Raw genomic sequence first — 12996 nt, forward strand, 5'->3', positions numbered from 1 at the left:
CGGTCTTGACTGCGCGGCCCGTTCCGGCAGGTCCAAAGCGTCTGATCCGGGCGCCGATGGCACGATCCTTGCGGCGCAAGGGATTGCCGAATTTCACTACATTTGGCGTTGACGGACCCCACCACCCCCACTATCTTGTGGCCATCGGTCGCAGCGACCCCACGTCGCAAGGACAACGGGGAAGGCGCGGAGGCGGGAGCTACGCGGCACCCACGTCCACCGCGATACCCGTCGGCGACCGTCACGGCAGCGGCAGGCGCAGGTCTCACCTCCTGCGACGCCCAGCTGCCATCCTGGACCGTCATGTCCTGGGCCGCGCCACCGATGCACCTGCAACCACCCCATCACGCCAAGAGGACACACGCCGTGACCACCGAAACCAGCGCCACCATCGAAAAGGAAAGCGAGTTCCTGTTGACGTCGCCGCCGACGGCCAACGCGATGAGTGTGACCAAGCGCAATGGCACGACCGAACTGGTGGACCTGAACAAGATCGTGCGTGCGGTGCAGCGTTCCTCCGAAGGCCTGCACGCCGTCGATCCGATGCGCGTGGCCACCCGCACCATTTCCGGCCTGTACAACGGCGCCACCACCCGCGAGCTGGACGAGCTGTCCATCCGCACCGCCGCCCTGCTGATCGGTGAAGAACCCGAGTACGGCCGTCTGGCCGCGCGCCTGCTGGCCAACTACATCGCCAAGGAAGTGTCGGGCCAGGAAATCTATGCCTTCTCGCAGTCGGTCAGCCGTGGCCATGAAGTCGGCCTGATCAACGACCGCCTGCTGAACTTCGTGCAGACCAACGCGCGCAAGCTCAACGATGCGATCGACATCTCGCTGGACCTGAACTTCGATTACTTCGGCCTGCGTACCCTGTACGACCGCTACCTGCTGCGCCATCCGCACACCCGCAAGGTGATCGAGACCCCGCAGCAGTTCTTCCTGCGCATCGCCAGCGCGCTGAGCGAGGACGTGTCCGAGACCCTGGCGCTGTACAAGCGCATGGGCAACCTGGACTACCTGCCGTCCAGCCCGACCCTGTTCAACTCCGGCACCACCCACGAGCAGCTGTCCTCGTGCTTCCTGCTCGATTCGCCGCAGGACTCGCTGGAGTCGATCTACTCCAAGTACGGCGACATCGCCCAGCTGTCGAAGTTCTCCGGCGGCATCGGCGTCAGCTACACCCGCGTGCGTTCGCGTGGTTCGCTCATCAAGTCCACCAACGGCCATTCCAACGGCATCGTGCCGTGGCTGAAGACCATGGACTCGTCCGTGGCGGCGGTGAACCAGGGTGGCAAGCGCAAGGGCGCGGCCTGCGTGTATCTGGAAACCTGGCACGCCGACATCGAGGATTTCCTCGAGCTGCGTGACAACACCGGTGACGAAGCCCGCCGTACCCACAACCTGAACCTGGCCAACTGGGTGCCGGACCTGTTCATGAAGCGCGTCGAGGCCGACCAGGAATGGTCGCTGTTCGATCCGCGCGTCGTGCCGGAGTTCACCGATCTGTTCGGCGAAGCCTTCGAGCAGGCCTATCTGCAGGCCGAAGCCCAGGGCAAGGCCAACCGCACCATCTCTGCCCGCAAGCTGTACGCCCGCATGATGCGTACGCTGGCCGAGACCGGCAACGGCTGGATGACCTTCAAGGACAAGTGCAACCGCGCCAGCAACCAGACCCTGCGTCCGGGCAACGTGATCCACCTGTCCAACCTGTGCACGGAAATCCTGGAGGTCACCTCCAACGATGAAACCGCGGTGTGCAACCTGGGTTCGATCAACCTGGGCAACCACTTCGACGAGCACAACGAGTTCGACTTCGAGAAGCTGGCCGAGACCGTGCGCCTGGCCGTGCGCCAGCTCGACCGTGTCATCGACCTGAACTTCTACCCGATCGAAACCGCCCGCCGCGCCAACCTGCGCTGGCGCCCGGTCGGCCTGGGCTGCATGGGCCTGCAGGACGTGTTCTTCCGCAAGCGCCTGCCGTTCGACAGCGCCGAAGCCCGTGCCCTGTCGAAGAAGATCGCCGAGACGATCTATTTCCACGCGCTGGAAACCTCGACCGAGCTGGCCCAGGAACGCGGCAAGCACCCGTCGTTCAACGACACCCGTGCCGCCAGTGGCGAACTGCAGTTCGACGCCTGGAACGTGGTGCCGGAAGACACCGCGCGCTGGGATGCCCTGCGTGCCCGCATCAAGGAGCACGGCCTGCGCAACTCGCTGATGATCGCGATCGCCCCGACCGCGACCATCGCCTCCATCGCCGGCTGCTACGAGTGCGTCGAGCCGCAGGTGTCCAACCTGTTCAAGCGCGAAACCCTGTCCGGTGACTTCCTGCAGGTCAACCGCTACCTGGTGAACGAGCTGAAGAAGCTGGGCCTGTGGACCGCCGACATGCGCGATGCCATCAAGCTGGCCGAAGGTTCCATCGCCGGCCTGACGCAGATTCCGGAAACCCTGCGTGAGGTCTACCGCACCGCGTGGGAACTGCCGATGCGTTCGCTGATCGACATGGCCGCCGAGCGTGGCGCCTTCATCGACCAGTCGGCCTCGCTCAACCTGTTCATGGAAAGCCCGAACATCGGCGCGATGTCGTCCATGTACATGTACGCGTGGAAGCAGGGCATCAAGACCACCTACTACCTGCGCTCGCGCCCGGCCACCAAGATCGCCAAGACCACGGTCAGCAACGCGGCCCCGGCCAAGGTGTTCAGCCCGGACGAAGCCATCGCCTGCTCGCTGGAGAACCCGGAAGCCTGCGAGGCCTGCCAGTAATCGCGCGCTGTGCCGTAGATGGAGCCGGGCTCGGCCCGGCTGCGCAATGACAAGGTAGCGCCGGGCCATGCCCGGCGTTTTGACCCGAGAAGACAAGGAAACACCCATGGCCGACAAGCCCAAGCAGATGCTGCTCGATCCCGGTTTTGAACTGACGTTGCGCCCGATGCGCTACCCGCAGTTCTATGACATGTACCGGAATGCGATCAAGAACACCTGGACGGTGGAAGAGATCAATTTCCAGATCGACATCACCGACCTGCACAGCAAGATGTCGCCGGGTGAGCGCCACCTGATCCATCGCCTTGTCGCGTTCTTCGCCACCGGCGATTCGATCGTGTCCAACAACCTGGTGCTGAACCTGTACCAGCACCTCAATGCGCCGGAAGCGCGCATGTACCTGTCGCGCCAGCTGTATGAAGAAGCGCTGCACGTGCAGTTCTACCTGACCCTGCTCGACAACTACCTGCCGGACCCGGAAGAGCGCGCCAAGGCGTTCTCGGCGGTGGAGAACATCGACTCGATCAAGAAGAAGGCCGATTTCTGCTTCAAGTGGATCGACTCGATCCAGGACCTGACCCGCATCGAGACCCGCGAACAGCGCCGCCAGTTCCTGCTCAACCAGATCTGCTTCGCCGCCTGCATCGAAGGCCTGTTCTTCTTTGCTGCGTTCGCCTACGTGTACTACTTCCGTTCGCGCGGCCTGCTGCCGGGCCTGGCCTCGGGCACCAACTGGGTGTTCCGCGACGAAAGCGCCCACATGGAGTTCGCGTTCGAGTCGGTGCGCGTGGTCCGCGAGGAAGAGCCGGACCTGTTCGATGACGAGATGAAGCAGCAGGTGTACGACATGCTGGCCGAAGCGATCGAATGCGAAGTGCAGTTCGCCGAGGACGTGCTGTCCGGCGGCGTGGCCGGCATCTCCACGCGCGACATGCGCCAGTACCTGCAGCACTGCGCCGACCAGCACTTCGCCAAGCTGGGCATGGAAAAGAAGTACAACGTGCGCAACCCGCTGCCGTTCATGGAACTGCAGGACGTGCAGGAGCTGACCAACTTCTTCGAACGCCGCGTTTCGGCCTACCAGGTCGGCGTGCAGGGCGAAGTTGCCTTCGACATGAACTTCTGACCCGTCCGGTCAGGCCTGTCGCAGCGAAAACCCCGGCCAACGCCGGGGTTTTTTGTGGGTAGCGCCGGGCCATGCCCGGCGGGTACCGTCCGCGGCTGCGCGCAGCGTCGACCGCGCTGCGCGCTCGCCGGGCATGGCCCGGCGCTACCGCCGCCCTTCCACCGCCATGCGCACCGCCAGCCCGGCCAGGACCGTGCCCATCAACCAGCGCTGTGCCGCCTGCCAAGTGGGGCGCGCGGCGAGAAATGCAGCGATGCTGCCGGCCAGCACCACGATCACCGCGTTCACGCTCAGGCTCACCACGATCTGGGTAGCACCCAGGACCAGCGACTGCATCAGCACGCTGCCGTGCCCGTCCGGATGCAGGAACTGCGGCAGCAGGGACAGGTACATCACCGCGATCTTCGGGTTCAGCAGATTGGTCAGAAAGCCCATCGCAAACAATCTGCGTGGGCTGTCCTGCGGCAGGTCGCGCACCGCGAACGGCGAGCGGCCACCGGGTTTGAGCGCCTGCCAGGCCAGGTACAGCAGGTACAACGCCCCCCCGAGGCGCAGCGCGTCGTAGGCGAACGGCACCGTCATCAGCAGGGCGGTGATGCCCAGCGCCGCGCACAGCATGTAGAACACGAACCCCAGCACCACCCCGCCCAGCGAGACCAGGCCGGCGCGGCGGCCCTGGCAGATCGAGCGCGAGACCAGGTAGATCATGTTCGGCCCGGGCGTGAGCACCATGCCCAGCGAGATGAGGGCGAACGCCAGCAGATCGGAGGTCGCGGGCATGGGCAGTCCTGGCAGTGGGCGTGGCGCAGTGTAGCGCTGCCTGTACGGGGCCTGGCTTAACATTGCCGCACCCCACACCGAAGCCCTGCCCATGACCCCGATCCCTGAAACCGTGCCACCGATCGAAGTGCGCATGGCCGAAATCGTCTTTCCCAACCATACCAACCACATGGGCACGCTGTTTGGTGGCCAGGCGCTGGCATGGATGGACAAGGCCGCCTTCCTCGCCGCCGCCCGCTACTCGCGCCGCACCGTGGTCACCGCGCGCAGCGACCAGGTCGACTTCAAGCTGCCGATCCGCATCGGCCAGATGGTGGAAACGATCGGCCGCATCGTCGAGGTCGGCCGCAGCTCGATGAAGGTCGAGGTGGAACTGATTGCCGAAGACCTGCACAGCGGCGAGCGCCGGCTCTGCACGCGCGGCCACTTCGTGATGATCGCGCTGGACGAGGCGGGCCAGCCGATCGCCGTACCGCCGCTGCCGGCGCCCTGAGCCGGCGCTTGTGGGGGCGCCGTGCTGCCCCCATCTGGTCGGCATGACCCCGCCGCTGACCGACTTCATCGACCGCGCCCAGCGCCTGTTCGTGCTGACCGGCGCTGGCTGCAGCACGGCCTCGGGAATCCCCGATTACCGGGATACCGATGGCCAATGGAAACGCACGCCGCCGGTCACCTACCAGGCATTCATGGGCGAGGCCGCCACCCGCCAGCGCTACTGGGCACGCAGCCTGCTGGGCTGGCCGCGCTTCGGCCTGGCCCAGCCCAACGGCACCCACCAGGCGCTGGCCGCGCTGGAGAAGCAAGGCAAGGTGCAGTTGCTGCTGACCCAGAACGTGGATGGCCTGCACCAGCGCGCCGGCAGCCAGAACGTGATCGACCTGCATGGGCGGCTGGACCTGGTGCGCTGCATGGGCTGCGAGCGCCGCAGCGGTCGCCAGGCGTTCCAGCAGCGCCTGCTGGACGCCAATCCCGGCTGGGACACGCTCGAGGCCGGCATCGCCCCCGACGGCGACGCTGATCTGGAGACCGATTTTTCCTCCTTCGTGGTGCCCGACTGTCCGTCCTGTGGCGGCCTGCTGAAGCCGGACGTGGTGTTCTTCGGCGAGAACGTGCCGCGTGAACGCGTGGCGGCAGTGCATGAGCACCTGCAGCAGGCCGATGCCGTGCTGGTGGTGGGGTCCTCGCTGATGGTCTATTCCGGCTTCCGTTTCGTGCAGGCCGCAGCAAAGGCCGGATTGCCGGTGGCTGCCGTGAACCGTGGCCGCACCCGTGCCGACGACCTGCTGCAGTTCAAGGACGAGCGCGATTGCGCTGAAGCGCTGGCCGGGTTCGTCATCGGGTAGCGCCAGGCCATGCCCGGCGAGCATGCAGCGCCACCGCGAAACAGCGATCCATCCACATGGTTGATTCGCCGCCCTTGCAGCGGTGCAATACGCACCCCCCTCTGCCCGTCCCTGCACCCCTCGTGAGCCAGCTGTTCTCGCCGATCACCTTCGGCCGCCTGACCCTGTCCAACCGCATCGTCATCGCGCCGATGTGCCAGTATTCCGCCGAAGACGGGCGCGCCAGCGATTGGCATGCCATGCATCTGGGCAACCTGGCGCAATCCGGTGCCGGCCTGCTGATCCTGGAAGCGACGGCGGTTGAGCCGCGTGGACGCATCAGCTGGGCCGACCTCGGCCTGTGGGATGACGGTACCGAAGCTGCGCTGGCACACGTGCTGGCCAGCGTGCGGCGCTGGTCGCCGATGCCGCTGGGCATCCAGCTGGGCCATGCCGGCCGCAAGGCCTCGGTACAGCGTCCCTGGGACGGCGGTGGCCAGCTGCCGGCCGATGATGCACGTGGCTGGACCACGGTGGCGCCGTCAGCGCTGCCGTTCCATGCTGCCGATCCCGCGCCGCAGGAACTGGATGAGGCGGGCATCGCGGGAATCGTTGCTGCCTTCGCCGCCAGCGCGGTGCGCGCCGAACGCCTGGGCTTCGAACTGATCGAAGTGCATGCCGCGCACGGCTATCTGCTGCACCAGTTCCTGTCACCGCTGAGCAACCGGCGCATCGATGGCTACGGGGGTTCGCTGCCCAATCGCCTGCGCCTGCTGGTAGAGGTATTCGATGCCGTGCGCGCGGCAGTGTCCGACAAGGTGGCCGTCGGCGTGCGCATCTCCGCCAGCGACTGGGTCGACGGTGGCTGGGATCTGCTGCAGAGCGAAGCGCTGTCCCAGGTGCTGGACGCGCGTGGCTGCGATTTCCTGCACGTCTCCAGCGGCGGCCTGGATGAGCGCCAGAAGATCAGCGTCGGGCCGGGCTACCAGGTGCCGTTCGCGGCCGCGATCAAGGCCAAGGTGCGCATGCCGGTCATCGCGGTGGGGATGATCACCGAACCGGAGCAGGCCGAATCGATCCTGCGTCATCGCCACGCCGATGCCATCGCCCTGGCCCGCGGCATCCTCTACGACCCGCGCTGGCCCTGGCACGCGGCAGCCGCGCTGGGCGACAGTGTGGTGCCGGCCGCGCAGTACCTGCGCTGCGAGCCGCGTGAGGCACGCGGCGTGTTCACCCCGCGCTGAAGGTCATGCCCGCCAGGCCGGCGGCAGGCCGGCCTGCAGGTGATCGAACAGCGCACGGATCCTGGCGGTGAAGTCGCGGCGGTCGCTGACGCAGAAATAGACCTCCATCGGTTCCGGGCGCCATGCGCTGTCCGCGCCGAACACCGCCTGCAACCGGCCATCGCGCAGAAAGGGATCGGCCACGAAGGCCGCCAGCCGGGTGATGCCGGCACCGGCCGCGGCCAGTTCGGCCAGCGCGTCGATGTCATCGCACACCATGCCGGGCGGCAGCGGCGCATCCGCGCGCTGGTCGCCCTTGCGCAGGCCCCAGCGCAGAGGCCGCCCATCGGTGGGGAAACGATGCAGCACACCCCGATGGCCGCGCAGATCGGACGGCTCCTGTGGCCAGCCATGCGCCTGCAGGTAGGCAGGCGAGGCGCAGAAGACGAAGGGAATGCGTGCCAGCGGCCGCGCCACGACGCCGTCCTCCAGCTGCGCACCGATGCGGATGCTGGCATCGACCGCCTCCGGACCATGCTGCACGGCCCGGTCGGACAGCCGCAGTTCCAGCTGCAGCTGCGGATAGCGTTGCTGCAGTGAAGGCAGCAGGGGCGCCAGCACGTGGCGGCCGAACGCGCGGCTGCTGGCGATGCGCAATGGCCCGGCCGGCTCGATGTCACCGCTGGTGACCAGGGCCTGCGCCCGCGCCAGATCGGTTTCGATGTGGCGCACCTGCGCCAGGTACAGCGCACCGGCCTCGCTCAGCGCCAGCTGGCGCGTGCTGCGGTTCAGCAGGCGCACGCCCAGGTGTGCCTCCAGGCGATGGATGTTCTGGCCGACGGCGGTGGCGCTGATGCCAAGGCTGCGGGCCGCAGCGGCAATGCTGCCGGTGTCTGCGGTGCGGGTGAAGCTGCGGATCAGCTGCAACAGGTTCATGACCCGCCAGCGTGCCACGAAAGCCCGCCACGATCACTTGGAACTGTCCGAAGTGGTTCGTTGCATCGGTGACAATGGATCACGCGGGCGGGGTGCTGCCCTACACTTGCAGGATGCGACCCGATTCCATCCTCACCCTGTCCTGCCCCGACCGTACCGGCATCGTCTACCGCGTGTCGGGCCTGTTGTTCGATCATGGCTGCAACATTCTCGACGCCCAGCAGTTCGGCGACGAGGAAAGCGGCCGCTTCTTCCTGCGCGTGCATTTCGACCGCGACGCCAGCCTGCCCCTGGACACGGTACATGCGTCCATGGCGGCACTGGCCCGCGAGTTCGGCATGGACTGGCAGCTGCAGGACGGTCGGCGTCGTGCGCGCCTGCTGGTGCTGGTCAGCAAGCAGGGCCACTGCCTGAATGACCTGCTGTTCCGCGCGCACAGCGGGCAGCTGAAAGTGGATATCGCGGCAGTGGTGTCCAACCATGCCGATTTCGCACCGCTGGCTGCGTCCTACGGCGTGCCGTTCCACCATCTGCCGGTGAACGCGGATACGCGTGCGGTGCAGGAGCAGCAGATCATCGATCTGGTCGAACACGAGCGTATCGACCTGGTGGTGCTGGCGCGCTACATGCAGATTCTTTCACCCACCCTGTGCCGCGCGCTGGCCGGCCGGGCGATCAACATCCATCACAGCTTCCTGCCCAGCTTCAAGGGCGCGCAGCCCTATCACCAGGCGCACGCGCGCGGGGTCAAGATCATCGGCGCCACCGCGCACTATGTCACCGAGGATCTGGACGAAGGTCCGATCATCGAACAGGACGTGGCCCGGGTCGATCATGCGATGACGCCGCGCGACCTGGTACGCCTGGGCAGCGATACCGAATCGCAGGTGCTGGCGCGTGCCGTGCGCCGCCATGTGGAGCACCGCATCCTGCTCAACGGGCACCGCACGGTGGTGTTCCGCTGATACCTGCCCGGCCGGACGTGCGTCAGAGGATCCCAATCCCCGCAGTGCCCAGTGCTTCGCGCACCATCCCGTCGTTGGCCTCGGTCACCGGCCGGGTCAGGTCCCAGAGGAATTTCACCCTGAAGCCGGACGTGGCTGCGTCCTGCGCGCTCCACAGCACGCAGTAGTCGCGGGCCAGGCCACAGACGTGCACCTCGTCGATGCCGCGCTCATGCAGCCAGCCGGCCAGGCCGGTGGCGGGGCGCCCGCCATCGGGGCCGTGGTTCTCGCGGAAGGCGCTGTAGGAATCCACCTGCTGGCGGGTGCCCTTGCGCAGGATCAGGTCGGCCATGTTCCAGTCCACCTGCGGATGCAGGGCGGCACCGGCGCTGCCCTGCACGCAGTGGTCCGGCCACAGGGTCTGCGGTTGCGCATGCAGCAGGATCGTTTCGAACGGACGATGGCCGGGGTGCTGGCTGGCGAACGAAGCATGGTCCGCGGGATGCCAGTCCTGGGTGGCCACTACGGTGCGGTAGCGGCGCTGCGCCAGCAGCTGCGCGATCGGCGCGACCAACGCATCGCCGCGGTCACAGGCCAGCGCGCCACCGGGCATGAAGTCCGGCTGCAGATCGATCACCAGCAGGGCGACAGTGGCGGGCAGGGTGGGCATGGACGTTCCAGCGCGGCGGAAGAGGCGACCAGCGTGGCCGCCCCCTCGCCACACGTCAATCGCCCTGCGGCGTTTCGTTGTCCTGGCCGTAATACAGCAGCCCGATCCGGATCCGCTCGCGGCCGGTCTCCCGGCGGTGCCGGTTGGCATCGCGCAGCGAGTACACGCAGCCACAGTACTCCTGCTGGTAGAACCGCTCGCGCTTGCTGATCTCGATCATGCGGCTGGCACCACCGCCCTTGCGCCAGTTGTAATCCCAGTACTGCAGGCCCTCGTAGCGCGCCGCGGCGCGGATGCCGCAGTCATTGATCTGCGCCATGTTCTTCCAGCGCGAGATGCCCAGCGACGAGCTGATGGTGTCGTAGCCGTGCTCATGCGCGTACAGCGCCGTGCGCTCGAAGCGCATGTCAAAGCACATCGTGCAGCGGATGCCGCGCTCGGGTTCGTTCTCCATGCCGCGCGCGCGGCTGAACCAGTTGTCGGTGTCGTAGTCGCAGTCGATGAAGGGGATGCCATGCTGCTCGGCGAAGCGGATGTTCTCCTGCTTGCGAAGCTCGTATTCCTTCACCGGATGGATGTTGGGGTTGTAGAAGAAGATCGCGTAGTCGATCCCGGAGGCGGTGATCGCCTCCATCACTTCGCCGGAGCAGGGCGCACAGCACGAATGCAGCAGCAGGCGCTTGCCGTCGGCGGGCAGGGACAGGGTGGGGCGTTGGAGCTCGGTCATCATCAGGTACCGCACGGACCGCCGGCAACGGCGGCGGCCCGTGCATCAGGGTGGAGAGACAGGTCAGGCGACGCGGGCGTCAGCGTGCTCGGCACGCAGTTCCACTGCGGCGGCAACCAGTGCCTGCAGTGCAGCGCGGGTTTCCGGCCATCCGCGGGTCTTCAGCCCGCAGTCCGGGTTGACCCACAGCTGCTCCGGCTTCAGCACGGCCAGCGCCTTGCGCAGCAGGTCCACCATCTCCGCCTTGTCCGGCACGCGCGGGGAGTGGATGTCATACACGCCCGGGCCGATCTCGTTGGGATAGTTGAACTTCACGAAGGCATCCAGCAGTTCCATGCGCGAGCGCGAGGTCTCGATCGAGATCACGTCCGCGTCCATTGCCGCCACCGAGTGGATGATGTCGTTGAACTCCGAATAGCACATGTGGGTGTGGATCTGGGTGGCATCGCGCACGCCGCTGGTACTGATGCGGAACGATTCCACCGCCCAGTCCAGGTAGGCGCGCCAGTGAGCACGGCGCAACGGCAACCCCTCGCGGATGGCCGGCTCGTCCACCTGGATCACGCCGATGCCGGCTGCTTCCAGGTCCTGCACTTCGTCCCGCAGGGCCAGCGCGATCTGCCGGCAGGTCACATCGCGTTCCTGGTCGTCGCGCACGAACGACCACTGCAGTACCGTCACCGGACCGGTCAGCATGCCCTTCATCGGCTTGTCGGTGAGCGATTGCGCGTAACTGGACCAGCGCACCGTCATCGGCTGCGGGCGGCTGACGTCGCCGAAGATCACCGGCGGTTTGACGCAGCGCGAGCCATAGCTCTGCACCCAGCCGTTGCCGGTGAAGGCGAAGCCTTCCAGCTGCTCGCCGAAGTACTCGACCATGTCGTTGCGCTCGAACTCGCCGTGGACCAGCACGTCCAGGCCCAGCGCTTCCTGCACGCGTACCGCATGCGCGGTCTGCTGTTCCAGGAAGGCCTCGTACTCGGCCAGGCCCAGCTTGCCGGACTTGTGCCGGGCCCGTGCCTCGCGCACCTCCAGCGTCTGCGGGAAGGAACCGATCGTGGTGGTGGGCAGCAGCGGCAGCTGCAGCGCCGCATGCTGCGCTGCGCGGCGCTGCGGGTAGGCGGTGTGCCGCTGCGCATCGGCAACGGTCAGCGCGGCCAGGCGTGCGGCCACGGCCGGGTTGTGTACGCGTGGCGAGCGACGACGCCCCTCCAGCGCAGCGCGGTTGGCAGCCAGGCCTGCTTCCGCATCCGCCCTGCCATCGAGCGCGTCGGCCAGCAGGCGCAGTTCCTGAAGCTTCTGCCGGGAGAACGCCAGCCAGCCCTTCAGTTCGTCATCAAGCTTCTTTTCCAGCGCAAGATCCACGGGCGTGTGCAGCAGGGAACAGGACGGTGCCAGCCAGAGCCGGTCGGCGCCGCGGTCCACCTGGGCAAACCGGGCCAGGATCAGTGCGTTGTCCAGATGGGTGCGCCAGATGTTGCGGCCGTTGACCAGGCCGGCCGACAGCACGCGCTCGGCCGGCAGCGCCTTCAACACGGCGTCCAGCTGCTCCGGCGCGCGCACCAGGTCCACGTGCAGTCCGTCCACCGGCAGGCCGGTGGCCAACGCCAGGTTGTCCTCGAGCGCACCGAAATAGGTCGCGACCAGCAGTTTCGGACGCCGTGCCGTGGCCAACCGGGCATAGGCGCGCTCATAGGCTGCCTGCGCATCGGCGTCGAGATCCTGCACCAGCAGCGGCTCATCCAGCTGCACCCAATCCGCACCGGCGTCGGCCAGCTGGCCGAGCAGCTGCACATAGGCCGGCAGCAGGGCATCCAGCAGGTCCAGTGCGGCGCTGCCGTCGGTGGTCTTGGACAGCAGCAGGAAGCTCACCGGCCCCAGCAGCACCGGACGGGTGTGGATGCCCAGCGCCCTGGCCTCGTTGAACTCGGCCAGCGGCTTGTCACCGCGCAGGGCGAAGGCCTGGCCCGCGTGCAGTTCCGGCACCAGATAGTGATAGTTGGTGTCGAACCACTTGGTCATCTCCAGCGCGCGCAGGTCGATGCCATCGCGCTGCAGGCCACGGGCCGTGGCGAAGTAGGCGGCCAGTGGATCGTGCGCGGCCAGTTCGCGGTAGCGTTCGGGAATGGCATCGAACAGCCATGCGGTGTCGAGCACCTGGTCGTACAGGCTGAAGTCGTTGCTCGGCGGTACATCGACGCCGGCCTCGATCTGCAGCTGCCAGTGCCGGGCACGCAGCGCCGCGGCGGTGGCCTGCAGGGTGGCGGCGTCGTCCTCGCCGGCCCAGTGGCGTTCGAGCGCCCGCTTCAGTTCGCGCTTGGCGCCGATGCGGGGAAAGCCCAGGTTGGTAACAGTGGTCATTGCAGCGTGTCCTCATTGCATATCGGCATTGAGGAACGAAGGAACCGCAGGACGACGCGTGCCGTTGCCGGCCCACGGGCGTCTTGCCAGCGACCTTCGCCCCCGCGGGCGAACCGGATGCCGTGAAAAGGACGCACG

General features: G+C 67.0%; 11 protein-coding genes. 6 read left to right on the forward strand and 5 right to left on the reverse strand.

Annotated features, from left to right (window positions below; genetic code table 11):
• Nucleotides 1-366 precede the first annotated feature (366 nt).
• Nucleotides 367-2769: a ribonucleoside-diphosphate reductase subunit alpha gene (locus ACZLIF_RS01285; RefSeq protein WP_053518585.1), complete on the forward strand. Its 2403-nt coding sequence runs from the start codon at nucleotides 367-369 to the stop codon at nucleotides 2767-2769.
• Nucleotides 2770-2875: 106 nt separating this feature from the next.
• Complete coding sequence (locus ACZLIF_RS01290; protein ID WP_005420683.1) at nucleotides 2876-3895, forward strand: ribonucleotide-diphosphate reductase subunit beta; 1020 nt, start codon at nucleotides 2876-2878, stop codon at nucleotides 3893-3895.
• 144 nt (nucleotides 3896-4039) lie between these two features.
• Here the strand turns inward: ACZLIF_RS01290 and ACZLIF_RS01295 are convergent, their stop codons facing one another.
• A complete protein-coding gene (locus ACZLIF_RS01295; protein ID WP_164972341.1) occupies nucleotides 4040-4675 on the reverse strand; it encodes a LysE family translocator in 636 nt (211 codons plus the stop codon).
• 91 nt (nucleotides 4676-4766) lie between these two features.
• On the opposite strand from ACZLIF_RS01295, the gene ACZLIF_RS01300 reads away from it, so the two are divergent.
• The 3 genes from ACZLIF_RS01300 to ACZLIF_RS01310 all read left to right on the forward strand — a co-directional run bounded on the left by ACZLIF_RS01300 (nucleotide 4767) and on the right by ACZLIF_RS01310 (nucleotide 7241).
• Nucleotides 4767-5168, forward strand: coding sequence for an acyl-CoA thioesterase (locus tag ACZLIF_RS01300; protein ID WP_053518579.1), 402 nt, complete (start codon nucleotides 4767-4769; stop codon nucleotides 5166-5168).
• A 43-nt stretch (nucleotides 5169-5211) separates the two neighbouring features.
• On the forward strand, nucleotides 5212-6018 hold the full coding sequence (locus ACZLIF_RS01305; RefSeq protein ID WP_053518577.1) for an NAD-dependent protein deacetylase: 807 nt from the start codon (nucleotides 5212-5214) through the stop codon (nucleotides 6016-6018).
• A 122-nt stretch (nucleotides 6019-6140) separates the two neighbouring features.
• Nucleotides 6141-7241: an NADH:flavin oxidoreductase/NADH oxidase gene (locus ACZLIF_RS01310; RefSeq protein ID WP_128987915.1), complete on the forward strand. Its 1101-nt coding sequence runs from the start codon at nucleotides 6141-6143 to the stop codon at nucleotides 7239-7241.
• 3 nt (nucleotides 7242-7244) lie between these two features.
• Here the strand turns inward: ACZLIF_RS01310 and ACZLIF_RS01315 are convergent, their stop codons facing one another.
• Nucleotides 7245-8156 carry a LysR family transcriptional regulator gene (locus ACZLIF_RS01315; RefSeq protein WP_128987914.1) on the reverse strand — a complete coding sequence of 304 codons (912 nt, stop codon included), beginning with the start codon at nucleotides 8154-8156 and terminating at the stop codon, nucleotides 7245-7247.
• Nucleotides 8157-8269: 113 nt separating this feature from the next.
• Between ACZLIF_RS01315 and purU the strand changes: the two genes are divergently transcribed.
• Entirely contained in the window at nucleotides 8270-9121 is an 852-nt protein-coding gene (gene purU / locus ACZLIF_RS01320) for a formyltetrahydrofolate deformylase (protein ID WP_053518573.1), read from the forward strand.
• A 22-nt stretch (nucleotides 9122-9143) separates the two neighbouring features.
• On the opposite strand, the gene pncA is transcribed toward purU, so the two are convergent.
• From pncA to metE, 3 genes are read right to left on the reverse strand one after another with little or no spacing between them, the layout of a single operon-like run.
• A complete protein-coding gene (gene pncA / locus ACZLIF_RS01325) occupies nucleotides 9144-9770 on the reverse strand; it encodes a bifunctional nicotinamidase/pyrazinamidase (RefSeq protein ID WP_065174191.1) in 627 nt (208 codons plus the stop codon).
• A gap of 55 nt (nucleotides 9771-9825) precedes the next feature.
• Nucleotides 9826-10500 carry an epoxyqueuosine reductase QueH gene (locus tag ACZLIF_RS01330; RefSeq protein WP_428992936.1) on the reverse strand — a complete coding sequence of 225 codons (675 nt, stop codon included), beginning with the start codon at nucleotides 10498-10500 and terminating at the stop codon, nucleotides 9826-9828.
• A gap of 60 nt (nucleotides 10501-10560) precedes the next feature.
• Nucleotides 10561-12858, reverse strand: coding sequence for a 5-methyltetrahydropteroyltriglutamate--homocysteine S-methyltransferase (gene metE / locus ACZLIF_RS01335; protein ID WP_128987913.1), 2298 nt, complete (start codon nucleotides 12856-12858; stop codon nucleotides 10561-10563).
• Nucleotides 12859-12996 lie beyond the last annotated feature (138 nt).

The organism is Stenotrophomonas sp. 2201_Sma, from assembly GCF_056486685.1.